The sequence below is a fragment of the Fodinibius sp. GM21 genome (assembly GCF_058386955.1).
Genome location: NZ_JBYEIQ010000002.1, coordinates 15171 through 39388 on the forward strand (window position 1 = coordinate 15171; position 24218 = coordinate 39388).

Genomic DNA, 24218 nt, shown 5'->3' on the forward strand with positions numbered 1-24218 from the left:
TGGCACTTTAAAAGTAACAGTTTGATTAAATAATTGGGGAAAATTATCCCATGGATTTTTTCATTTACCTTATTTTAGGGTATTTGGTGGTCGCCGGATTAATATGGTTTATTGCCTACGGGTATGTGCTTAAGCAGATTTACGCACCTCCAAAAATAAGTCGGGTGAATGCGCCTGAGCCCTCCTCCTTTCCTTCCCTTTCGGTATTGGTCCCCGCCTGTAATGAGGCCGATACTATAAGGCCCGCACTGCAATCCATACTTGAGCAGGACTACCCCAATATGGAAGTCCTTGCCATCAATGACCGCTCCACGGATAAAACCGGTGAAATTATAGATCAATTGGCTGTGCAATATGAAAATCTGCGCGCTATACACATCGAAAACCTGCCCGACGGGTGGTTGGGAAAAACGCATGCGCTAAAGAAAGGGTACGAAATATCAGAGGGCGACTGGGTTCTGGCTACGGATGCGGATGTCCACTATAAAAGATCGGCACTCAGGAAAATCGTGGCCGTGGCCTTGTACCATGAGCGCGACCATATTTCCTGCATCCCAAATATGAAGAATAACGGCTTTTGGCACGAAGCGGCTTTTGATGGTTTTGCAAGCCTGCTATTTAGTCAACGAAATCTTGCAGGGGTGCCTGACCCCGAGTCGGAAGATTATTTCGGCTTTGGTGCCTTCAACATGTTTCGAAGAACTGTTTTTGATCAAACGAATGGGTTTGAATGGCTTCGCATGGAAATAACCGACGATATGGGCATTGCCCAGATGTTGAGAGATCACGGTGCCAAACAGGGGGTGTATTATGCATTCGACCAGCTTGAACTGGAATGGTATGGATCGATGAGAAAGATGGTTAAAGGGCTCGAGAAAAACAGCATTGGCGTTATTGCTCAATACAATTATTTGAAGGGATTTCTAATACCCGTAATATGGCTTTTATTTTTTATGGGGCCTCTTTTCGGTTTGTTCTCTTCATTTACCGCAGTGCAAGTGCTGTCTGCAGGAGTGATAACGGGCAGCATCCCGTTTAATATCTTGGCTGCATTCAGTTTAGAGCGGCCTCTTTTTCCATTTCTTTTTTCCGTGCTTGGTGCCCTTTTGCCGATGTTTGCCCTCCTCCGATCAACATTCGCTTGCTTACAAAGAGGTGGAATTAATTGGAGGGGAACGTTCTATCCTGTGGATGAACTGCGAGAAATGCAGCGGGTTCGTTTTTGATATGTCTAGTAGGTTAGATATTTAAGCTCAGTAATACTTTCCGTTTTATTCTGAATTAACGCTAATGTAGTTGTATGGTCAGTGGTTGATCTTCCGACCCTTTGGTGACTTATAGAGACAGTTTATGCGATGGGTAGTTATATTTCTGAAACCGATAATTGTCCGAAGGGAGTGAATTATGCGATTGGCTCATATTTTAGTGTTGGTAATCAGCCTATCATGTGATGGTTCTGCCCAATCTACCCTTGAAAAAGTAAGAGCTTTAGATCTCAATGCTAGTGATGGAAATATTACGACGTATTACTCGGCTGGATATGAGGGAGCAGATGAGGCTGCCAAATATTATCAAAGAAATCTGAGGACGTATTCAAATTTAAATCGAATTGATTTGGATGAAGATGACAGGGTATTCATATTAATGGGAGCGAGCCACACGGCCTTTTTCAGGGATTTTATGAGCAGAGGTCCAAAGTATAAGATGGTAGACACCCATAATTATTTGAAGTAAATTCAGGGCATTTTGCGTTGTATTATAAATGGTAAACTGATGAATCCAAAGACGACATTACGAGCTATCAAGCTCATTCATACGGTGGCCTGGGCTTTTTTTTGCCGGATGTATTTTGGCTATTCCTGTGTATGCGTGGATGGATAATCTTAAGATCGCCGGCATACTTTGTGCCGTGGTCTTTCTGGAAGTGCTCATCCTGGTTGCCAATAGCTGGAAGTGTCCCCTCACTCCTATCGCCGGCCGATATACCGAAAATCGCCGGGATAATTTTGATATTTATCTGCCGGTGTGGGTAGCTCGTTATAACAAAGAAATATTTGGTAGTCTGTATGTGTTAGGGATCATATATACGTTTGTGAGATGGTTGGGATAGCATTGGGTATGTGATTATTTGCGGCCTACAGCAAATGAAGGCTCCTGATATTTTTTCCTCTCTTTTATTCAATTTATTGCCCCCCGATAAGTAAACACTGCGATTATGTTCTCAATGCATAATGATAAGATTTATTTTACGGACAACTTTTTCAAAAATTAATTGTGTATTATGATGGATATGGTGAAGACACTTACAGTCCATACGTATGTAAGATCTTTCAAGTAGTTGATGGGTTCCTTAACATTATAAACCATCGAGGTGATATGAAGAGAGTTTGCATAGTCGGTGCTTCTGGAAAGCTTGGGAAGTATATGATACAGCATGCACTGGATCACAATTATGAGGTTGTGGGTGTCTGCCGAGAACAAAGTGTTGGTAAGCTTGATCAGCTTAAAGATCAAATAACGATTGTTACGGGGAGGACGAATGATCGGGATGTCATCAAAAAAGCGGTAAAGGGGTGTGATGGTGTGCTAACGGTGTTAGTCCCTTGGGGAACGGACGATTATTCATCGGGAACGGCCCAGGCGGTCCTTGATTACGCCGAACCGGATGCCCGTCTTATTTTTTCATGTGGCTGGCATATCAGTCGTGATGGCAAAGATCAATATTCATGGAAGCTTAAGTTTATCGTCAATATTGGCGGGTGGGTAGCGAGTAAACTGGGATACGCAGATTTGAACGATCAGGTGGAGGCATGCGAAAGGATATTTGGCAGTGATAGAAAGTGGACGGTAGTACGAGGCAGTGACCTTGAAGAAGGCGAAAGCCAAGGCCTGCCGGTATGGAGTGAACATGTCGGAGACCCTATTCTTGAGAGTAACCTAACACGCCGAATAGATTTTGGACTTTTTATGGTTGAAGCGTTGGAAAATGACGATCTTATTCAGCAAGCTCCGGCCATCGTTGGTTGCCAGGCGCCTTCAGCACTTGCTCATAAATCTAAAATTTAGGATAAGGCACTTTTCAGAATTTATGACTGATAGATTTACCATTCGTCCCGAAAAACCAGCAGAAATCGACCGCATTACTCAGCTTGTAGAAGCTGCTTTTAAAGATCATCCCTACGGTGATGAAAAAGAACAGATATTGGTCTCAGAATTGAGGGATGATAATGCCCTTTCAATATCTCTTGTTGCTGAAGTTGATGAAAATATTGTTGGTCATATTGCATTTTCAAAAATTACTATAGATGGAGCATTTGATTCCTGGTATGGACTTGCTCCGGTATCAGTTGATCCTAAATTCCAGAACCGGGGCATTGGATCCGAGCTAATTGAGCACGGTTTGACAGAGTTAAGAAAAATTGGGGCTAAGGGCTGTGTGTTAGTGGGCAAACCTACGTATTACAAGAGATTTGGATTCAAACAGCAAAACAAACTTGTTTATGAAGGGGTCCCAAAGGAGTATTTTCTTGTGCAGTCTTTCAACAAGGAGGTCCCCGAAGGTCAAGTAAAATACCATCCCTTTTTTAATAAATACGGCTAACTGATTTTCATGAGATCGAGATTAATAATAATTATGGTAGTTACGGTTATTGTTGCCTTTGTTGCAGGTTTTTACTGGAATGAAGCCGGAAAGGAGATCGTATTCCTGTGTAGAAACTTTGAGAAAGGGGTTACGGAGCAAAGCGTAATAAAGCAGCTTAATACGGGAAACTTCCTCCGATATCATACCAAGAAATCTCCTTCCGGCAAAAGCATTGTTGTTGATAGCGCCTACAACTTATCCATGTACAAATGTATTATTGGTATTGATGAAGACGGCAAGGTAAAAGAAGCTCGATTGGAGTCATAAAAAAGCCCCGATAGTTCGGAGCCTCCTTTTGTTTGTCAAATAAAAAGTGTCTCAAGCAAGGAATTGTTACATGCTTCCGGCTCCACCATTGGCCATTGCTGCGTCCCATTGACGGACCTTAACCATTTTTCCATCCTTGAATGTAAATTCTTCAAAGAGATGTTTTTTCATCACGTTGCCGTCTTTCATGTAGACGACTTCCCGGCTATCAACTAAAATGCGAACAACATCGCTACCGGTAGTCTTTACCGGTATAATGGCATCAATATCCCAGCTAAGCGAATCTGCTGAGGAAAAGAATCCGGCCATATCAGCCTGTGTCAGCGCAACTTCCACTCCATCTATGTTACGCATAATGACGGTATCCGCAGAATTTTGCCATAGTGCTTCGGCATCCATCCGGTTAAATGCTTCGGCCATGTCCATAAAGACTTCATCTTCATTGCCCGTAGCAATGGTAAACTCATCGCCTTCATATTCTCCCGACATTATCATCCCATTTGAGGGTGTTTCTACTGATTGACTACTCTCCTGCGGCTGGCAGGCTGCCACCATCAAAATAGATACAATTGTCCCGCCTACTAATGATAAATATTTCATAAATCCCCTGTATTTAATAGTTAATAACAAAGAAGTAACGCATTTTTGAGGTTTAGGATGATGAAAATACCTAAGTCATTCTAACTAATAGTTTTAAAACCTAGCAGCAATAGCAGTAAATGACCTTCAAAGAAACAGTGATCGCAGGATTCAGAATCCGTATTTTGTGACAATCCTCTCTTCTAAAAGTGAAGTGATTTGCTTAATAATATGGAGCACCCTGTATTGGGATGGAGCAGTAAATACTCATACCTTTAAATACAGTAACAGTTATTAAAAAATAATCCGGCCTATGAGCAGCAGGTATCGGGTTATGAGGAGGTGACTACTAATTATGAGCCGACAGATTATCTTTGATTTTAAGGAGAATGCCAGCCTGCAAAACTGGGAAACGCTGGATGATGTGGTGATGGGCGGCCGCTCACAAGGGAACATCAGCCTGAGTGCTGAAGGCTACGGTCGATTTAGCGGGCAGGTTTCATTGGAGAACAACGGAGGGTTTTCCTCAGTGCGTTATAACCCGTCCGATCTAAAGGTGGAGCCTCGGGACCAAATCACAATACGTTTGAAGGGCGACGGCAAACGATACCAGTTCCGGGTCAAACACGATCAGCAGGCGTATGCGTCGTACATTACCTACTTTGAAACCACAGGGGAATGGGAGGAAATCAGTATTTTACTTAGCGATTTATATCCCACATTTCGGGGCAAAAACCTGGATCAACCCAATTTTAATCATCATGCCATTCAACAGCTTGGATTTTTGATTGCCAACAAGAAACCACAGGATTTCGAGCTGTTAATTGACAAGATTGAATTAATATCTCAGTAACTATTTTATCTCTTTGCTTCACGGGCCGAAATTGGTAAGGCATAACAATATTACTGATTTGGATCGGCAAAAAGTGTTGGTACTGAGGAATAAATAATCCTACCTTCAAACTCAGTTATGAATAAATGATCACACCGTAGGTATGTATCGATGAGAATAGTACTCGTTCTACTCCTTTTTGTATTCACTGTTCAGCCCACACTCTCCCAGCCTGTTGATCGCGTGTTTGAGGAAATGGAGAAAAAAGAAAGCCATTTCGAAATACACGTAAGTGACGGTACCTATCGTCTTCAGTTTTATTCGCCAAATATTATAGAGACTTCATTTATTCCTGTAGGCGAAACATTTCAGGAGGCATCTCATGCGGTAGTGTTAGAACCGCAACAGGTAGCCGTTGATGTTTCCCAAACTGATTCTTCTTTGGTTTTCCGATCAAAGGGAATAACAGTGCGGATCCAAAAAGCGCCTTTTCAAATTGCTTATTACCGTGGAAGTGAGTTGATGATTAAGGAGAATGGCTATAGCCGAGATTCCCTTGAAACGATACAGTTCGAGATTACCGAAGCGGAGGCCCTTTATGGCGGGGGTGCCCGGGCATTACATATGAGCAGAAGAGGTCACCGCTTGGAACTGTATAATAAGGCACACTATGGTTATGGAGAGCGAAGTGAGCTGCTCAATTATACCATGCCCGTGATATTATCATCCAAACAATACTTACTGCATTTTGATAATGCTCCCATTGGCTTTTTGGATTTAGACAGTAAGAATAATAACACTTTAGCCTATGAGACCATCAGCGGACAAGTAACTTACCAGATAGTTAGTCATCGTTCGTGGTTAAATATTATAGATAGTTTTACTGATCTTACGGGTAAACAGCCTATGATTCCACGCTGGGCGATGGGTAATTTTTCCAGCCGATTTGGATATCATGCTCAGGAAGAAGTGTTGGAGACGGCTCAGCTTTTTAGGGACGAGCAAATTCCGATGGACGCGATCATCCTGGATCTGTTTTGGTTTGGCAAAGAGATGAAAGGCAATATGGGAAATTTAGCTTTTCATGCTGATTCTTTTCCAAGACCCGAACAGATGATTGAGAATCTTCGCGAAGATCACGTCGAGACTATTTTGATTACCGAACCCTATGTGCAGACTACATCTAATAGATGGGATGAAGCCGTAAAAAATGAGGTGCTGGCTACAGATTCGTTGGGCAATACCCTAACCTTCGATTTCTTTTTCGGGAATACCGGAATTATCGATGTTTTTGATGAGAAGGGCTATAACTGGTTTAAGAATATTTATAAAGATTTGTTGAGTATGGGGGTCACGGGAATGTGGGGCGATCTGGGTGAGCCTGAAGTTCATCCATCTGAAGCGGTTCACGCCACGGGTACTGCTGATGAAGTCCACAACATTTACGGACATCAATGGGCTAAGTTGGTAGATGAAGCGTTTTATGAGTACGATCCGGATATGCGACCCTTTATTCTGATGCGGGCCGGGTATTCAGGATCGCAACGATTTGGCATTATTCCGTGGACGGGTGATGTGGCTCGCAGCTGGGGCGGCTTGCAAAGTCAGCCCGAGATTTCGCTGCAGATGGGAATGCAGGGCATCGGCTATATGCACAGCGATCTGGGCGGTTTCGCGGGAGATAATCTGGATGATGAGCTTTATGTACGGTGGATGCAGTACGGGGTCTTTCAACCGATCTATCGTCCCCATGCCCAGGAAGCAGTACCCAGCGAGCCAGTCTTTCGGAGCGACATCGCCAAGGCCTTATCAAAGAAAGCGATTGAATTGCGATACCGGTTATTGCCGTACAATTATCACTTGGTGTATCAGAATCATAAAACCGGCGCGCCCTTAATGCGTCCACTGTTCTTTGAAGAACCCAATAACGAGAAACTATTTAATTATGATGATGCCTACCTGTGGGGGAATGATTTTTTGATTGCTCCGATTGTAAAGTCGGAAAAACAAGAGAAGGAAGTCTATTTTCCCAAAGAATCCAATTGGTATGATTTCTATACCGATCGAAAATATAATGGCGGACAAACTATGACCGTAGCTGTAAACGACACGACCATTCCTACCTTTGTCCGCGGCGGCGCGTTTATTGCTATGACAGAAACGAGACAACATGCCAAAGCATACAGTGGCAGAAACCTTACGCTCCACTATTATGCCGATGCAGCGGTCAAGCATTCCACCTCAAAGATGTATAATGATGATGGTCTTACAAGAGAAGCTATTGAAAAGGGCACGTATGAACTGCTTACGTTTACGGCGAATCAAAATAACGATAGCTTGCACATTGGGTTGCAGGCTAAAATGGGAAAGAACTATTCAATATCAGAGAAAAGTATTGAGCTGGTAATTCATAACGTGAAAAATCGTCCCCGCCAAGTAAGGATAAATGAGAACATCGTTTCTGCCAGCTGGGATAAAATTGATAATAGATTACGTATCTCGGTTGAATGGAATACAAAGGAGAACGTATCTATCACGATATCATTGGAATAAATAGTTTATTGTCATGATTGATTTTATAACGGGTTTCGTGTGCGGCATTTTTTATAATGCTTCTATTTATACAGGTAACGACAAAGAGAACGATATCGCTTAACGGGGCAGTACCAAAGCCTAAAAATACCGGGCGATTTCGGAGATATACGTGGCTATATATCAGCGGGGTTTTAGTATCTGCACTGGTGATAGTATATACATAGAAGAATTGGTATGCAGAACGTCTTCTTCTGTTTTTTAAAAAAGAGCGGGATAATTCTTATCTGTTGTTCTCAAATGGAATTTTGTGTAATATTTCCTATCGAATAGCGGTATAATCGCTATATAAAAAATCTTTTAACGTATTTGTCGAGAGGTAATGAAAAATGTATCACTGGTAGTATTTGGGGATAACTGCTTTCCTTTTGATTGGCTGCCAATCAAATAATAAACTGGAACAAGGTCGCTGGGTTGGATCGCTGACTCCCATGAATCATCAGAAAATGGAGAATCCTCTCACCTACAATGTTTCGTATAATAATGATGAACTAACAATTCATATTATGGGTCCTGATAGTACGGTGATGAGAACCCGGAATCCACGGATACAAAATGATACTCTCCATTTTTCGTTTGAGGAGCCCGAAGAGCAGGTGTTACTAACATGCAAAATGGCTGGGAACGGAGAGAATACATTTGCGGGCAGATGTACCGACAAAACCGGGAAGTGGGCTTATTTTAGGATGCGCTATCCAGGATTAAGCAGCTAGTTATTTTGACTGAAAATGAGTTTAATATTCAAAGCTTTTTCATAAATTTTGGAATATTACATTGATATCGTATCTATTCATAAGACAAGATCATTTTTGAAAAACATGATATGGAATCTCTAATATTATTACACGGAGCTCTGGGCACATCAAAACAATTTGATTTTATCTTACCGCAGCTTAACGATTATTTTGATGTCCACCGGCTAAATTTTGAAGGACACGGTGAAGCAGGTCCAACCGACAGCCCTTTTCGGATATCCTATTTTGTTGAAAATGTATTGGGATATATGGATGAGCATGGTATAGGTCAGGCCAATATTTTTGGATACAGTATGGGCGGCTATGTGGCACTGACTTTGGCAAAAGATCATCCCGAAAGAGTAAAAGGGGTGGCAACGCTTGGTACCATATTACAATGGAATGAAGAGGTTGCAGAACGTGAGTGTAAATACCTGCATCCGGAAAAAATGAAAGAAAAAGTGCCGCACTTTATTGGAAAGCTTAGGGAACGCCACTTATCCGGCTGGGAGAGAGTGGTAAACAGTACTCGCGATATGCTGGAGTATTTGGGGGTAAATCCAAGCATTGAGGTGGATGAATGGAAGAAAATTGATTGCCCCATTCGATTTCATATCGGGGATTCTGATACGACGGCCGGGCTGGATCAGACTGTAGCCGTCTATAGAAAAACGAATCAATCAGAACTGCTGGTGTTGCCAAAAACCGGACATCCTATTAATGAAGTTGATAAGGATTTAATGGGACATTCGTTGAAGCAATTTTTTACCAACATTGAAAAGTCCAATCTTGATAACCCTGCTCAAAAGAAGAATGGGAGCGGAAGGTGATTTTGATATAGGGTCGAAGTTTTACATCCCAACAAAAATGACGTGTTATGAAAAAATTCACAGGAGTTATACTATCGGTACTAATTATGGTTTATGGGTTCCAGCCTCTACAGGCTCAGGAATCCAACAATTTCAAGGATCAATTTAGCAGACATTTTGATTATGCTTCGCGTGTACTTTCGCTGGCCAAAGCAATGCCCGCGGATAAGTATTCCTGGCGCCCGGAAGAAGGCGTAATGTCTGTAGAAGAAGTGTATACTCATATCGCACGCTATAACTTTTACTACCTAGAAAGTTCGCTCGGAATTTCGGCGCCCAAGGATGTGGATCTAGAAAATTTGGAATCTATTACAGGTAAAGAAAATGTGGTAGCGATACTGGAGCGGTCCATCAAGCATGTGAATGCAGCAATTAAAGAAATGCCCGTTTCCAAACTGCAAGAAAATACAGAGATGTACGGCAATACGGTAAATGGACAAGCCGTGTTAATGCAGCTTGTCACTCATAAAAGTGAGCATGTCGGGCAATCGATTGCTTATGCTCGGATGAATGGCGTTGTTCCTCCGTGGAGTGAGTAAGATACCGCCCTGAAATTAGTACTTGTTATCCGTGGAATAATTTTCGTAATATCCTCGGAAATAATATGACTACCCAATAAATTGACTATGACATCAAAATGGAGCGTTTTACTTGCGGCGGCAATACTATTACTAGTTAGCTGCAAGCCGGCAGAAAAAACAGCAGAAACAGACTCAAAAGTTGCAATCGATAACAAAATATATGGGCAACAGCTCATATTAGAACCCGGTGTCGAATTCCCCAAGCTAAAGGGAGGATTAAAGCGCGTTCAGCGTAAATTGGAGTACCCTCCGGAAGCCCAAAAGAACAGAATACAGGGCCGTGTGGTTGTTAGTTTTGTTGTTAATAAAAAAGGGAAAGCCCAAGATTTACAAGTCGAAAAAGGGTTGGGATATGGTTGCGACAGGGCTGCTATTGAAGCTGTACAAAAAGCGTCATTCGAACCGGCAACAAAAAATGGAAAGCCGGTTAATTTCAAATTTGCCTTGCCAATCACATTTTCGCTCAATTGACGTAGTTTTTTACAGCCGCGGCTAAAGATTCTATAAACAGAACTTAACTGAAGGAGTTAGCTGCTTTCTTTGCGTTTTAGGCTATCTTCTACTCGGACATACTCCATCTTATCGAGACGATTGGTGGTATGATAAGTATCTAATCCACTAATGGTGACGGTACCGGCTTTTTCAATATCCAGGAATCCGTCTTCTTCCTTACAGTTTTCGGGAATCCAGATTTCTTGGATAGCACCTACCAACATAATTGTGTTGTTTGCTCGCACAAGGTGTTCTTCGACGGGTTTTAAGCCTATTCTAATGCGAGCCGCTTCAACATAGGGGGCACGGCAAGTCTCGGAATACCAGGGATCCAAACCACTAACCTCAAATTCTGACAACTCTTTCCGGTATTTGCCGGAAGTCTGATGTGCCTGCCTGTAAATAGCATTGTTTACGTGGTTGACGGTGTACCAACCGGTTTCTTTAATGTTTTCATAAGTGTGTCGCGGCACGCTGTGGGGACGCAATATGCATCCCAGCAACGGAGGATTAGACCCCAGATGTATAACGGAGCTGAAAATTGCCAGGTTCTCGACACCTTTTGCGTTTATCGTGCCCATAAGGTTGGCACTTTTAAAGCCCGACAAACTGTTAATGAGGTTGAGTCGGGGGACTTTATCCATCTTTTCGATTTCCGATCTGTCTAAAGAGGTAAGCATAGTCTTGTGGACCAATTATATAGGGTTATTAAATCTCTAATAACGATGAATATTGGTCGTTCGTTTCACGGGGAAAAGGGCAGAAAATGCGTTTCAAGGAACAAATATTAGACCGTAATGATTGTTAAAGTAACTTACTATGTCTAATGAAACGCAAAATTGGCCAGATTTAGCTATGGGTCAATACGACAAATTAAGCGGGCTCTAATAAAAATTATTTTAGTGTCGTTCTACACACCCTTGAATATCACAATACCATTGTGACCGCCAAAACCGAAGGTATTACTCATTACTATATCCACCTGTTTATCTCTGGCTTCACCTCGAATGATATCCAGTGATGATGGAATTTCCGCATCAATATTTTCGGTATTGATGGTTGGAGGTATCAGGTCATCATTAATAGCTTTGATGCTGGCAATGGCTTCAATAGCTCCCGCTGCACCCAGCAGATGTCCCGTCATTGATTTCGTTGCTCCAATCGTTAAGTGATCAGGCGATTCGCCGAACACATTTACAGCCGCTTTTATCTCGCTAATGTCGCCCACCGGAGTGGAGGTTGCGTGCGTATTCAGATAATCAATATCCTCGGCATTGAGCTCACTGTCGTTCAGCGCTTGTTTCATAGCTGCAGTAGCTCCCTTTCCTTCGGGATGCGTAGCGGTCATATGATAGGCGTCGGCCGTCATGGCGGCACCGGTAACTTCTGCATAAATGTTGGCGCCACGTGCTTTTGCATGCTCATATTCTTCAAGAATAAGAGTGGCAGCTCCTTCGCCCATCACAAAACCATCGCGGTCTTTATCGAACGGACGCGAAGCACTCTTGGGGTCGTCATTACGCTGCGACATGGCGCGCATAGCTGAAAATCCGCCAAAAGAAGATTCGGTAATCCCTGCTTCAGAGCCGCCGGTGATCATAACCTTGGCTTTACCCCACCGGATGTAATTGAGTGCATCCATAATGGCGGTATTGGATGTGGCACAGGCCGAAACGGTAGCATAGTTGATACCCATGAGTCCGTATTTCATAGAGATAAGCCCGGGCGCCATGTTGATGATCAGCTTGGGGACAAAAAATGGGTTAAAGCGCGGATTGAAATCTCGCTGCGTATAATTTTTTACTTCATCTTCGAAGGTTTTCATCCCTCCCTGACCGCTGCCCCAGATTACACCCGTATCGAAAGGATCCATGTCGTCAAATTCGAGTCCTGAGTCTTTTATGGCCTGATCGGTGGAAACGAGCGCATATTGGCTGTAAGGATCTGACCGACGAATCATGTTGTGTTCAAGGTGATCAGAAGGGTCATAGTCTTTAAGTTCGCACGCAAAATGTGTTCGAAATTGAGATGGATCAAAATGGGTGATGCGATCGGCGCCACTTACGCCATCAGTAAGATTGGACCAGAATTCATCGACAGAATTTCCGAGTGGTGATAATGCTCCCAATCCGGTGACAACAACGCGCTTTGGTTTACTCATTGTGAGAAAAAAGAATTTATTTGAAGTAAATGACTGTGGTAAAAAAGTTGATGAGGTGAAGCGCGTGGAAATTACGGATTCTTTCTCCATCAACCAATTTGATATCCAGAAAGAAAGTTCAAGTGGCGAAATTGATCTATAATCAATAAAAAAAGCCCTCCAATAATCGGAGGGCTTTTTGGTTTCAAGGCTAAACAAATTAGCCGTCTTGTGTACCGTAAAAACGCTCGGTATCAATTTCGTCGCCGTCCCAGTGCTGTACAGCAACCTGTTCAAGATCCATGGGGCCATCGGCACCTTTAAAGGTAACCGTCATCGTTGATTCAACAGCGGTAATACCTTCGTCTTCATTGGATGTAATGCCTTTAACATCGATACCGTGAAATTCATCAACGCTGCTGAAGAATTCATTTTCGCGATCGCGATTGGCATCTTTACCTTCTACAGCTGTACCGTCTTCCAGGATCATGGTAACATCTTCAGCGTAATATTTCTCAAATGCATCCATTGCTGTTCCCTGTGCAATGTGATCATAAATGTCAGAAATTTTGTCAAAATAACTCATAAATGTTATATAGTTTGATATTAAAGTATTTGTGAGTTGATATAACGGAGATGAACAACAAATCGTTTACGAAAAATAAATCTTTTTGGGTTGCAGGGAGTCACACATCAATCTATCTTTATCCACAATAGAAAACGAAATGCAGAGGTAATGTTATGACTAAAGTAAAGCTCATCGAAATAGCACACGCACGCAGCGGCGATAAGGGCGACGGCAGCAATGTGGGCGTAATTGCACGTCACCCGGACGTGTATCCCTTTTTAAAGGAAAACCTTACTGCCGATGTTGTTAAAGAGCATATGAAACATATCTGTAAAGGAGAAGTTGAGCGCTATGAATTGCCCAATATAGGTGCACTTAACTTTGTATTGCATGAAAGTTTAGGGGGCGGAGGAACGGTTTCTCTGAAACTGGATGCCCAAGGTAAAACCCATGCCTCGATATTACTGCGAATGGAGATGAATGTACCCGATGAGCTGTTGGAAAAAGTGAAAGAAACTGCTTAATACTTTTTTATTGGTCTTTTGCAATAAATTGCACAGGTATGCTAACTTTTATCTGATCCCATTCCATAATAATATTTGTGGAATCACCTTGTATATCGGAGAAACGAATGGTAAACGCTTCGGTTACTTTTTTCGTGGATTGAGAAGGTACATCAGTACGCAAAATATCGTGTGCGGAGTCATATTCAAAAGCTCCCCACTGGCCTAATTCATTATTCAGGATGATTGTCCATTCATTGCCCTCACGCGGAATGGTAAAAAGCGCATAGGTTCCGGCGCCGAGTGTATCCCCGGCAAAGGAAATGTTTTGCGTAGTCGTCAATTCAGTTGCTTCATTGGCACCTGTTCTCCAGACTTCACCGTAGGAGACCAGCTCCCCAAAAATTTGACGATCATTTTTATAGGGTTGGCCATACACAATTTTTACATATGTATTGCTCGGTTCATGTGTTGTTTGAGCAATGGCAATGGGACTTTTCCTTCGATCAGGATGCGGTTCCTTGGGTTCCGGCTCTCCACATCCGGTGAGGAGTAACATACCGATCAAAATACTTGGAAGTGCTTTAGATAAAGTAGACAAACGAAAATTCATGGTGCAGAATAAGACTAAAATTATGAGATAAGTATATGGCTAAAAATCTCCTATAAAAAATTGGGTCTGTTTCCGAGTGGGTTCATATCCGAAGCCAAAACCAATATTAAATCTTAGGTTTGAAAGCTGAAAGCTTGTCCGTACCCCTAAGCCAAAAACAGTACGGGAATCATTATACCAATCAGTGAATGATGGATCGGTAACGGTATTGGAAAAAGCAACCAAATAGATGTTGCTCAGATATAATGGGAGTAGCAATCCCCCGTCATCAACATAGAAAAGTGGAATGGTGTAACGTGAATCAAAGCTTAAAAGATTGCGTGAATTGGGAAAAACAAGGTTGGAAAATCCATCTGAAACGATGGATTGGTTATTAAAAATCGGATCTGACTGGGTAAGGCCATGCAGCCCAAGCCGCAACGATTGATTGAACCGTTTTAGTGGAGCTACAAAACCATAGGTGCCGCCTCGGAGTGCCGTTGCATCCGGTGATGAAAAGTTTATTTCATTGTTTGTGGATGCGAATGAAAGTTCATCCCCCGTCAAATAATGCTCAACTTCTGAAAACAAAATGAATCCCGAATTTGGTTGAAGGTCCCGAATATTTTGCTGCAGCCGATAATTGAATTGTGCATAGACATTGCCAACCGTTATGTTGGCAAAGTCAGAGATCGAATCTTCGAAGTTAGCATCAAAGAAGCGAAGCTGAGATCGACGAATCTCCGGATCTACAAAAAACGAAGTGCTGTAGATATTTTGGTTCAGCTTCACTCGAAAAGGTACACTCAGTGCCAAGCTTCGCTCCTGTCTGCCCAGCACTCCAATGCCAGAAGCAGATCGGTATGCCGGCTCATTAAAAGCTCGCAGTTTTATTCCCGGCCAAAATGCTTTGTTTTGATATGTAATATCATACCATCCCCTCTCTTTGAAATAGGAGATATCGGCCGAGTAAGACTGCGTCGACAAAGTATTGGCGCTGTGCAGTGATACTCCGGCCTGATAATCACTTGAGTTAGATACTTCATCCGCAAAGGGAACAACCGTTCGCGGCTTCAACCAACTCAGCCCCGAGGAATAGGCATTCGATTGCCAATCTGCAGAAGCCTGGGCAATGGAATCAGAAATGATATCAAAAAAACCGTTGGCAGCTTTTGGTCGCCCTTTTTGCCAAAGTTCTTTTTTTACCGGTTTGTTTAAAAAGTCCTTGCGCTCTAATACGGCCGGAATTCGTTGGTTTTCATCTTGGTGTACAAAAGCAATCCGATTACCATCCGGGCTGTAGCTGCCTTCAAAAGCGTTAAATTTTGAATTGGTAACCTGTAAAATTTTCTGCTCTGACAGATTATATTCATAAAGCTGCATCGTATCTGAAAAGTCGGAACTGAATAGCAGCTTATTCTCTGAGGGATGCCATTCCGGGTCAAAAACAGACCCCTCTTCGAATGCTACAACCGGCTCACCTTTTAACTGTTTAGCAATGGATTTACGTTCAGTAATCCACAGTCCTTGCTGCCCGTTTTTGTTGGATACGATAGCCAGTTGCCCGCGGTCAGGGTTGCCAGCCACAGCTTTAATATGGTGATCCGGAGCTCCAAAAACCGCTTCCTCCTCCCTATAGCTGGATGGATTTAGGGAAACAAGCTTCGATTGCACCGGATGAGATTTAAGGGCAAGCAGCTCCTCTCCATAAAAAGCAGGTGCATACACCCTGCCATTCTTCGTCAGCTGTTTTTTCTGATGGGTCTTAAAATCGTACTGCACCAGTTCGGTTTTGGCTGTATTGTCATAAATGGCATCGGTTTCATAATAGCTGAATATTATTTTTGAGCGGCCAGCGGACAGATCATACTGAAAGTCACCCACCGAGTTTGTGGTGATCAGTCGGTGTATTTTGTTGTTGTCCAGATTATAAGTGTAGAAGCCAGAGCGGGCATTGTAGAACGATCCGAAGAAGATAAGTTTGGAATCAGATAGCCATTTGGGCCGCCGAATTTCCGGTCCTTTGTATGGCACGTCAAGCTCTTTAAAACGAGGATCGTTCACCTCTTTATTAAGACGATCTTCATGGTATTCCTCGAAATCGGTATAAAGCTGTCCGGGCCACAATCCTGTTGCATGACGCAGGGCAATACCGTAACCCAGAAAGGGAAAATCCATATAGAAGTCGAGTGCCTGACGCGTAATATTATCCCCGTATTCTGAGTGCAGCCAATTGGTAAATTCATACCCGCCAATATAATGACGGCCAAACGGTCGCGTGTAGCTGCTTGTCTGCATCAGTTGACCCATCGACCAACGTTGCTCACTGCTAAAAGTCGCATCAAACTGGTTGGTAAAAAAAGGATATTGACCTCTGCCGCCGCGAGCAGTAACCTGTTCAGTTTCATGATAAACAGCGATACCCTCGTGCATTCCCATTGGAATAGCTGAATGAAACATACGCGCCAGGTCGGGCGAAAAAAGGCTGACAAAACGGGGAATATTATAATCCCCAAGGTTGCTGAACTGCAGGGCATGGATTAGCTCATGCGGTCCTACATTGGTGAGCCAATCACCGGTTTGAGGATTCAACGATTTGCCTTTGATGGGAGGGAGTTCAATCTCCGACCGAAAGTTAAAAGGTGTGACAAAACCGTTGGAGCGGTCGTTGTAATTATTTAGGATGATGGGAAAGTTATCGAGCTCTCCGCCCACAATATCTTGTACACTTGCATACTGTGATTCCAAAATTTTCGCGAGCTCTCGGGCTTGCGACTTATTTTCTTGGGCAAAAATGAATTCGAAATGAGGCGTTTTCAGTTGTTGCCAGTTTTGATCCGGGGGACGATGTTTTGTGGGATAGAACTGGCCAAAAGAGGAAGCATAAACTAGAAATACCAAAAAAAGAGTGGATAGTAATATACGTATCATGCTTCCCTGTAGATATTATTAAGTACAAGTAAATCTAATAATAATTTTAGGCAATCATGAATACAAGGATTATGATCTCCTTTTAAACTCTTCTTGAAAGCTAGGGTAAGCGATTATCGTACAGTAAATTATCCCATATACCCAGAGAGATAATAGTAAATGGCCCAAAAGTGTGAAAAGGTGCCGGCCATTACAAACAGGTGCCAAATTTCGTGGTGACCAAACCAGTTGGGAATGGGATTCGGTTTTTTAATGCCATAGATAACAGCGCCGAATGTGTAAGCCAGTCCCCCGATGCCGATCCATATTAAAAAGGCCATTGGTAGTTTTTCCATGAGGGTAGGAAATGTGATGACGGCCAGCCAGCCCATCCCCAAATAAAACAGGGTGGACAGCCAGCGGGGGGCGTTCATCCACAGAAACTTTTTTATGATGCCAATAATTGCGAGGCTCCAAATCGTAGCAAAAAGCCCCCACTTCCATCCGCCTTCGAGCACCAGCAGGCAGATGGGCGTATACGTCCCGGCTATGAGTACGTAAATCATGCTGTGGTCCAGCTTTTGAAGGAGTTCTAAGGTTTTCTTTTTTACCGGCAGGGCGTGGTAAAGCGAACTTGCGGTGTAAAGAAGAATCATGCTCAGCCCAAAAATTGAAAAAGCAATAAGATGACTAACGGATCCGCGCTGTAAGGCTTCGTAGATAAGAACAGCTAATCCAATGACGGCAAGAACAGCACCTGCTCCGTGCGTTAGGGTGTTAATAGGCTCCCTGATGTATTGCAGTAGTTTTTTCATGGGATTTTAATCTAGCCAAAGATACAAAATCGCCGATTCTAAAAGAATAGCGATGAGGTTATTTTCTGGAGGATTCCCAATTGGTGATTTCAATAAACAATTGCTCACCGTCCTGGGTACTATATATCAACCGATCTGATTGTGAAACCGTTTCAGAAGTTTTGGGAAGTTTAGATGAACTGCGAATTATTTTTCCGGAAATGATTTTATTTCCATTCGCGGAATCAGAAATGGTTGCAGAAAGTGATTTTCTGTTATTATAGATAATATATTCAGGCGTATATTGGTTAGACCAATTCTCAACAGTGATTTTGAGATCAGTTCCTACTTCCGGTACGTCAGAGCTGGCCATGGGTGAGCGCGACCAGTTATCGTAGGTAGCATTTAAAATCTGAATATTTCCATTACTTGCTGTATTTTCTGTAGATGAACAACCAAATGAAAACAGGAACAGAGATGTTAATAATAAAGTAGTAGCCTTCATTGTAATAAATTGGACTGCAGTTAGTTTTATAGCTGTATAACAGCTCTTACTTAATTTTAGTACAAAAGTTATGAAAAAATTGCGTTTTATTTGGGTTTTATTAGTCGCGGTCATGATTGGATGCAGCGATTCAAGCCCTACTGATCCGGATCCCGGAAACGGAAATAGTCAAGAAGCATCGGACGAAAAACAGTTTGTTTGGAATGCGATGAATTACTGGTATTACTGGCAGGGGGATGTTACGGAACTTGGGGACGATTATTTTGATAATGATACTGACTTCAATAACTATCTGAAAGATTTTTCAGATGCCGAAGCAGTTTTCGAATCCCTGCGACATCCCGATGATGACTTTTCCTTTTTTATCGATGATTATGAAGAATATCAAAATGAGCAGGATGGTGTGTATGCGGCGCTCGGTTTTAATTACGGATTTTACTATAAAGATTCGCAGCAAACAGAATTAGTAGGATACGTGCGCTATATTATTCCGGGATCTCCTGCCGATAATGCCGGCCTGGAACGGTTAGATTTGTTTACAAAAGTAGACGGCACAACCATTACGGTCAATAATTACCTTGACCTTCTAACAAACGATTCGGCCCACGATTTAACACTGGTCCGCATTGACACCTCGGGCGGGACTCTCCAGTATGTAGAAGAAGAGACGAAGACGGTGGAGTCTCAGCAGGTTATTGAAGATCCCATATTTACCACTGAGGTCATTGATACCAGCGGCGTAAAAATTGGATATTTGATGTATAATTCCTTTCAAACTAATTCACATCAAGCCCTTAATGATGTGTTTGCTGATTTTGAAAATCAGGGGGTCGATGAGCTGGTGCTCGATTTACGCTATAACGGCGGTGGATCTGTAATAACCAGTCAATTGCTATCAAGCATGATTTCCGGACTCGGAAGTTCAACGAAGTTTGGAGAGTTTGAATACAACGAGAAACGAGCAGCAAGCAATAACCGGGAGGTATTCTTTTTAGATGAAGTCCCGTTGGAAAATGAAGAGGGAGATATTGAACGAAATAACGAAGGGAACTTTGTTAATTCGGAATCGATGAACAGCTTGTCATTAAGCAACGTATATGTGTTGACAAGTTCGGGCACCGCCTCAGCCAGCGAGACAGTCATTAATAGTTTACGGCCTCATATAGAGGTTACGTATATAGGCTTAAGAACCGTTGGCAAGGATGAGGGATCTCTGACGCTGTATGACGCGCCGGCGCCCTATCTGAATAGTGATGAGGCTAATCCCGATCATAAGAAAGCGATACAGCCTATCGTCCTAAAAATTGTTAACGCTGATGGACAGGCGTATCCGAATGGCTTTGCACCGGATGGATATACTCCGCAGGGGTGTGCCGATGATGCCAGTGATAATTGCGTTACCGAGATAACATTGGATAATCTTTTAAATAAACCGAAACTTGGCAGTACTGATGAACCACTTTTTTCACGAGCGATTGATTTGATAGTCGGGCAGCAGGCTAAACGCTCAGCAAAAGATCAGCACATACAAATGAAAGAAGTCCAATTACGTACTAAATTTGATGCCTTTAAGCCGCATAGGCAAGGTATGTACGTTGAGCCTTTTATGATGCCGACGGATCAGAAATGATAAGCAGTAGGATTAGAGGTTCAAAGGGAATCAGCAAAGTCTGCTGATTCCCTTTTTCTATTTTGAAGAAGTGCGAAAATATGCATCAAGCTTATCAAACGATTGATTCCATCCTGTTTTTGTTTGCTCACTCCTTACTCCTCCAGGAATTCCGGTATGGATGAGGGTCATTCTTGTTTTGGTATTAATTTCATCAAGCATGAGCTCAAATTCCATCACTAATGGAAATGCCTCCTCAAATCCATAATAGGAAGCGGGCATGATATTTCCATCGGGATCGGCAAAACTATCACTGCAAATCACCTTTTGGGGTGGAAAGACCTCTTTATATATTCCTGTTGACCAGTAATCTTTGCCCTCAGGGGAACGCATACAGACCAAATAAGAACCCCCTTTACGTAAATCAATTTCGGCATATGGACAGCTGAAATCCTTGGGCCCCCACCATTGTTTTACGGTCTCAGGATTGGTCCAGGCTTCCCACACAAGCTCTCGGGGAGCATTTAAATTTCTGGTTATTACTAGCTTTTCTTTAGTAAATTCCTTTTTCATGAAGCTAACCACTTAAACTTTTAGCGGTTTTTTTCTCAGGGTAATAACGTAAGAGCTCATTTCTTTAATGAGTGGTTTTTCGTCGTTTGCAAAGGTATAAATATCACAAAATGCATATGTTTTATCCCTGCGTGAGATCATTGATCCTTCAACTACGGCCTTATCTTGATGTATAATGATATCATCAATCTGCAAATCAAAGAGATTTTTGTCGCCTCCCATTTCAGTAAGTGCTTTTGTAAAGTTCATTTTGCCCCAGATGGTATCTTCGCCTATAATATTCCACTGAATATCGTCAGTAACACACGCTGTAAGATATTCAACATCGTTATTGGCGAAGGCTTTGTTCAGATCGTGTAAAAACTGTTCTTTGATAGTCATAATGGTCCTCTCCCCTCTTTTTTGGATTGGTGTCCCAATTACATAGCACGGCATTATATAATATAGCTTTCGTAAAGTACCAGCTATAACTATTTTGGAGCAATGTATTGTAGGTGAAATCCTGTATTTAGATTTATCGACTTGCTCTACAATGAGTAATAATTAAAACTGAGAAAAGTATTATTTATGAAGTTTGGCAGCGTTGATAACCCCGGCGATCAAAACCTTTCACTACCCGAAGATCATCCCGAAACAAAAGAGGTGCTTTCGGCTTATGGGAATTCGGATTCTCCGAATGTATTTGTGGGGTGTGCAAAATGGAATAAGAAAGATCTTAAGAATTTCTATCCGAAAGGAGTGGGCGATGAGCTCGAATATTATGGCAAGAATTTCAACTCGGTTGAGCTTAACGCAACATTTTACAATACCTTTGATAAAGAACAGATTGCAACCTGGCGCAACAAGGTGTCCGATAATTTCAAGTTCTTTCCAAAAGTAAATCGATATATCAGTCATCTGAAATGGCTAAATGGAATTGAAGAAGCGACCGACGATTTTTATGACAGCATTGTCCATTTTAAAGAAAAGTTAGGCACCACTTTTCTGCAGCTTCGCGGGAACTTTAAGCCCAAGTATTTCGACCGCGTAGCAAGCTTTGTTGAGCATTGGCCAAAGGGGGTGCCACTGGCCATAGAGTTTCGTCATCCCGATTGGTTTGATGATTCGGGAGTGGCTGATGACCTGTATCAGCTTTTAGAAGAACATAATGTGGCCAATCTTATCACAGATACGGCCGGTCGCCGCGATCTGCTGCATATGCGCCTGACAAACAACGAAGCTTTTGTTCGATACGTAGGTGCTAACCACGAGACCGATTATAATCGGCTTGATGAATGGGTATATCGACTGCAGCAATGGAACAACCAGGGACTAGATAACATCCACTTTTTTGTCCACCAGAATAAGGAGCGAAAATCTCCGGCGCTGGCAGCCTATTTTATTAAGAAACTAAATAATGAGTTGGGGTGGAATGTGCGGGGGCCACAAGAAGGTGATCAGGGTAATCTGTTTTGATAAGGGCTATATAGCAAATGGTATTTTGTGTTGCGTTTCTTCACAATTACTCTAAAAGCAAATAAATGTTTCTAAAGTAAATTTTTTGCTTATTATTGTGTTGATAAAAAAATATTTCATCCAGAATATTGATCCTGTCTGTCGTAAAAAACTCAAAATAAAATATCTCTCTTCGATGAATTTCCGATTTTTTTTATATGTAGTCATTTTCACATTGTTAGCAACAGCTGCTACAGCACAAGATCATATGCCGGATAGAAGCAAAAATTTTAATGAAAAGGGGTATCGATCCCAGTCTATTTATTTTGAGGTTTTGGGAGCCGGTGCCCTATACTCTTTTAATTATGACACTCGCTTTCAGTCTACCTTGAACGGGTTGGGCGGTCGTGTTGGAGTAAGTTTTATTTCAATTGATAATAATAGCGTATTTACACTGCCAGTCATGCTTAATTATCTGCTGGGGAAAGATGGCAGATATTTTGAGATGGGACTGGGTGCTACTTTTATCAGTTTTGACGCGGATAATGACGATGTTTTATTTGTAGATGATTCCGGTTTTTTTGGCACCATGGTTTTCGGATATCGTTACCAGCCAACAGATGGGGGGTTTATGTTTAGGGCAGGTGCTTCTCCTCTCTTCGGAAACGGAAATTTTATTCCGTATTACCCTTACTTGTCGTTCGGCTATAATTTTTAGAAAACAACTTCTATTAATAAAGTTTCACCCATCGCCCTGTGTTATCAACAAGCTAAATGATGCTCTTGGTACAGACCTAAAACCAACTAAACTTCCCGGAAATGAGAATGACCTGTTTTGATAAATGATCGTTCAATAATTTCCGTTTTGGCAATACAATAAGGGAATACATAAAGAGTTAGATTATGGCTGAACATTTTTCGAGGAAAGACTTTCTTAAGACTACCGGACTGGGATTGGCAGCAGCATCGCTGGGATTTCCCAATATCTTATTGTCAAAACAGAAACAAAAGTTAGGGGTAGCGCTGGTGGGACTGGGTAGTTACAGTACCGGTCGTCTGGCACCCGGCTTGCAAAAAACAGAACATTGCGAGTTGCGTGGTATTGTAACGGGATCACCTCACAAAATCCCGCGTTGGCAAAAGCGATACGATATACCCGATGGCAATGTGTATAACTATGAAAACATGCATGAGGTGGCAAATAACAGTGATATTGATATCATTTATGTAGTAACGCCGCCCGGACTTCATGCTAAATATTCTATTGTTGGAGCTGAGGCCGGGAAACACGTGTGGTGCGAAAAGCCCATGGCAATGAACGTTGAAGAATGCCAGTCAATTATTGATGCGGCTGATAAAAATGATGTTTCACTGTCAATTGGGTATCGGTTGCAGCATGAACCTAATAACCGAACGATTATCCGTTACGGAAAACAGGAAACCTATGGTGCAGTCCGGGAAGTGAAAAGCGGCGCCGGTTATGATGGTTATCATTCTGCGGACAGCTGGCGCCGAGATCCTGAAATGGGCGGTGGCGCGCTATATGATATGGGAGTGTATCCTGTTAATGCATCTCGTTACTCTACAAATATGGAGCCTGTTGCTGTCAGCGGCAAGCAATGGTCGGAGCGAGCCATCTATAACGAAGTGGACGAGTTTACCGAGTTTGAACTCGAATTCCCTGATGGGGTTAAAGCTTTCGGCGAAACCAGCTTTGGGAAGTCAACAAACTATCTGAATGTGGATTGTACGGATGGATGGTATAAGTTGGAACCATTTCAAACCTACAGTGGTGTTAAGGGAGTTACGAGTGACGGAACTAAGCTACCGCCCGACCCGCATCATCAGCAGGCCCGACAAATGGATAACGAAGCCTTGGCTATCAAAGAAGGACGTGATCCGATTGTCATGGGTATAGAGGGATTGCGAGATATTCGTATTGTTCGGGCCATTATGGAATCATCCGAAAAAAATGGTGAGACGATCCCGTTGGTTAGCTGA

General features: G+C 42.5%; 28 protein-coding genes. 18 read left to right on the forward strand and 10 right to left on the reverse strand.

The window, feature by feature from the left end; genetic code table 11:
* Positions 1-50 precede the first annotated feature (50 nt).
* From ACT3IB_RS03760 to ACT3IB_RS03785, 6 genes are all read left to right on the forward strand, one after another.
* Positions 51-1226: a glycosyltransferase family 2 protein gene (locus ACT3IB_RS03760; protein WP_491537692.1), complete on the forward strand. Its 1176-nt coding sequence runs from the start codon at positions 51-53 to the stop codon at positions 1224-1226.
* A gap of 178 nt (positions 1227-1404) precedes the next feature.
* The gene (locus ACT3IB_RS03765; RefSeq protein ID WP_491537693.1) at positions 1405-1734 is read left to right on the forward strand and encodes a DUF5694 domain-containing protein; all 330 of its coding nucleotides are present in this window, start codon (positions 1405-1407) and stop codon (positions 1732-1734) included.
* A 139-nt stretch (positions 1735-1873) separates the two neighbouring features.
* Entirely contained in the window at positions 1874-2110 is a 237-nt protein-coding gene (locus ACT3IB_RS03770) for a hypothetical protein (protein ID WP_491537694.1), read from the forward strand.
* Between the two features lie 266 nt (positions 2111-2376).
* Positions 2377-3066, forward strand: a complete 690-nt coding sequence (locus tag ACT3IB_RS03775) for an NAD(P)-dependent oxidoreductase (protein ID WP_491537695.1) — start codon at positions 2377-2379, stop codon at positions 3064-3066.
* Positions 3067-3088: 22 nt separating this feature from the next.
* Positions 3089-3601 carry a GNAT family N-acetyltransferase gene (locus tag ACT3IB_RS03780; protein ID WP_491537696.1) on the forward strand — a complete coding sequence of 171 codons (513 nt, stop codon included), beginning with the start codon at positions 3089-3091 and terminating at the stop codon, positions 3599-3601.
* Positions 3602-3610: 9 nt separating this feature from the next.
* Entirely contained in the window at positions 3611-3910 is a 300-nt protein-coding gene (locus tag ACT3IB_RS03785; RefSeq protein ID WP_491537697.1) for a hypothetical protein, read from the forward strand.
* Between the two features lie 66 nt (positions 3911-3976).
* Here the strand turns inward: ACT3IB_RS03785 and ACT3IB_RS03790 are convergent, their stop codons facing one another.
* Positions 3977-4510, reverse strand: a complete 534-nt coding sequence (locus tag ACT3IB_RS03790) for a hypothetical protein (protein ID WP_491537698.1) — start codon at positions 4508-4510, stop codon at positions 3977-3979.
* Between the two features lie 334 nt (positions 4511-4844).
* On the opposite strand from ACT3IB_RS03790, the gene ACT3IB_RS03795 reads away from it, so the two are divergent.
* From ACT3IB_RS03795 to ACT3IB_RS03820, 6 genes are all read left to right on the forward strand, one after another.
* Positions 4845-5342: a CIA30 family protein gene (locus ACT3IB_RS03795; protein ID WP_491537699.1), complete on the forward strand. Its 498-nt coding sequence runs from the start codon at positions 4845-4847 to the stop codon at positions 5340-5342.
* 150 nt (positions 5343-5492) lie between these two features.
* Positions 5493-7874 (forward strand): glycoside hydrolase family 31 protein, encoded by a 2382-nt coding sequence (locus ACT3IB_RS03800; protein ID WP_491537700.1) that lies wholly within the window; start codon positions 5493-5495, stop codon positions 7872-7874.
* Between the two features lie 485 nt (positions 7875-8359).
* Entirely contained in the window at positions 8360-8626 is a 267-nt protein-coding gene (locus ACT3IB_RS03805) for a hypothetical protein (protein WP_491537701.1), read from the forward strand.
* A 110-nt stretch (positions 8627-8736) separates the two neighbouring features.
* Entirely contained in the window at positions 8737-9477 is a 741-nt protein-coding gene (locus ACT3IB_RS03810) for an alpha/beta fold hydrolase (RefSeq protein ID WP_491537702.1), read from the forward strand.
* A gap of 47 nt (positions 9478-9524) precedes the next feature.
* Positions 9525-10055, forward strand: coding sequence for a DinB family protein (locus ACT3IB_RS03815; RefSeq protein ID WP_491537703.1), 531 nt, complete (start codon positions 9525-9527; stop codon positions 10053-10055).
* 87 nt (positions 10056-10142) lie between these two features.
* Positions 10143-10568, forward strand: a complete 426-nt coding sequence (locus tag ACT3IB_RS03820; RefSeq protein ID WP_491537704.1) for an energy transducer TonB — start codon at positions 10143-10145, stop codon at positions 10566-10568.
* Positions 10569-10624: 56 nt separating this feature from the next.
* Here the strand turns inward: ACT3IB_RS03820 and ACT3IB_RS03825 are convergent, their stop codons facing one another.
* Positions 10625-11233 (reverse strand): flavin reductase family protein, encoded by a 609-nt coding sequence (locus ACT3IB_RS03825; protein WP_491537705.1) that lies wholly within the window; start codon positions 11231-11233, stop codon positions 10625-10627.
* 266 nt (positions 11234-11499) lie between these two features.
* A complete protein-coding gene (gene fabF, locus ACT3IB_RS03830; RefSeq protein ID WP_491537706.1) occupies positions 11500-12750 on the reverse strand; it encodes a beta-ketoacyl-ACP synthase II in 1251 nt (416 codons plus the stop codon).
* Position 12751: 1 nt separating this feature from the next.
* On the opposite strand from fabF, the gene ACT3IB_RS03835 reads away from it, so the two are divergent.
* A complete protein-coding gene (locus tag ACT3IB_RS03835; protein WP_491537707.1) occupies positions 12752-12892 on the forward strand; it encodes a hypothetical protein in 141 nt (46 codons plus the stop codon).
* Between the two features lie 57 nt (positions 12893-12949).
* On the opposite strand, the gene ACT3IB_RS03840 is transcribed toward ACT3IB_RS03835, so the two are convergent.
* On the reverse strand, positions 12950-13315 hold the full coding sequence (locus ACT3IB_RS03840) for a nuclear transport factor 2 family protein (protein ID WP_491537708.1): 366 nt from the start codon (positions 13313-13315) through the stop codon (positions 12950-12952).
* Between the two features lie 155 nt (positions 13316-13470).
* Here ACT3IB_RS03840 and ACT3IB_RS03845 point away from each other — a divergent pair, with 155 nt between their 5' ends.
* Positions 13471-13821, forward strand: coding sequence for an AtuA-related protein (locus tag ACT3IB_RS03845; protein WP_491537709.1), 351 nt, complete (start codon positions 13471-13473; stop codon positions 13819-13821).
* Positions 13822-13828: 7 nt separating this feature from the next.
* On the opposite strand, the gene ACT3IB_RS03850 is transcribed toward ACT3IB_RS03845, so the two are convergent.
* From ACT3IB_RS03850 to ACT3IB_RS03865, 4 genes are all read right to left on the reverse strand, one after another.
* Positions 13829-14359 carry a DUF2911 domain-containing protein gene (locus ACT3IB_RS03850; protein WP_491537710.1) on the reverse strand — a complete coding sequence of 177 codons (531 nt, stop codon included), beginning with the start codon at positions 14357-14359 and terminating at the stop codon, positions 13829-13831.
* Between the two features lie 93 nt (positions 14360-14452).
* Positions 14453-17323 carry a TolB family protein gene (locus ACT3IB_RS03855; RefSeq protein ID WP_491537711.1) on the reverse strand — a complete coding sequence of 957 codons (2871 nt, stop codon included), beginning with the start codon at positions 17321-17323 and terminating at the stop codon, positions 14453-14455.
* 128 nt (positions 17324-17451) lie between these two features.
* Positions 17452-18117, reverse strand: coding sequence for a PAQR family membrane homeostasis protein TrhA (gene trhA, locus ACT3IB_RS03860; protein WP_491537712.1), 666 nt, complete (start codon positions 18115-18117; stop codon positions 17452-17454).
* A 58-nt stretch (positions 18118-18175) separates the two neighbouring features.
* The gene (locus ACT3IB_RS03865) at positions 18176-18601 is read right to left on the reverse strand and encodes a hypothetical protein (protein WP_491537713.1); all 426 of its coding nucleotides are present in this window, start codon (positions 18599-18601) and stop codon (positions 18176-18178) included.
* Positions 18602-18671: 70 nt separating this feature from the next.
* Here ACT3IB_RS03865 and ACT3IB_RS03870 point away from each other — a divergent pair, with 70 nt between their 5' ends.
* Positions 18672-20231 (forward strand): S41 family peptidase, encoded by a 1560-nt coding sequence (locus ACT3IB_RS03870; protein ID WP_491537714.1) that lies wholly within the window; start codon positions 18672-18674, stop codon positions 20229-20231.
* A 57-nt stretch (positions 20232-20288) separates the two neighbouring features.
* Here ACT3IB_RS03870 and ACT3IB_RS03875 read toward each other — a convergent pair whose 3' ends face one another.
* Both ACT3IB_RS03875 and ACT3IB_RS03880 read right to left on the reverse strand, forming a co-directional pair.
* A complete protein-coding gene (locus ACT3IB_RS03875; RefSeq protein WP_491537715.1) occupies positions 20289-20783 on the reverse strand; it encodes an SRPBCC family protein in 495 nt (164 codons plus the stop codon).
* Between the two features lie 12 nt (positions 20784-20795).
* Positions 20796-21164 carry a nuclear transport factor 2 family protein gene (locus ACT3IB_RS03880; protein WP_491537716.1) on the reverse strand — a complete coding sequence of 123 codons (369 nt, stop codon included), beginning with the start codon at positions 21162-21164 and terminating at the stop codon, positions 20796-20798.
* A gap of 186 nt (positions 21165-21350) precedes the next feature.
* Between ACT3IB_RS03880 and ACT3IB_RS03885 the strand changes: the two genes are divergently transcribed.
* The 3 genes from ACT3IB_RS03885 to ACT3IB_RS03895 all read left to right on the forward strand — a co-directional run bounded on the left by ACT3IB_RS03885 (position 21351) and on the right by ACT3IB_RS03895 (position 24218).
* Entirely contained in the window at positions 21351-22238 is an 888-nt protein-coding gene (locus ACT3IB_RS03885; RefSeq protein WP_491537717.1) for a DUF72 domain-containing protein, read from the forward strand.
* 175 nt (positions 22239-22413) lie between these two features.
* A complete protein-coding gene (locus ACT3IB_RS03890) occupies positions 22414-22935 on the forward strand; it encodes a hypothetical protein (RefSeq protein WP_491537718.1) in 522 nt (173 codons plus the stop codon).
* Between the two features lie 185 nt (positions 22936-23120).
* A complete protein-coding gene (locus ACT3IB_RS03895) occupies positions 23121-24218 on the forward strand; it encodes a Gfo/Idh/MocA family protein (protein ID WP_491537719.1) in 1098 nt (365 codons plus the stop codon).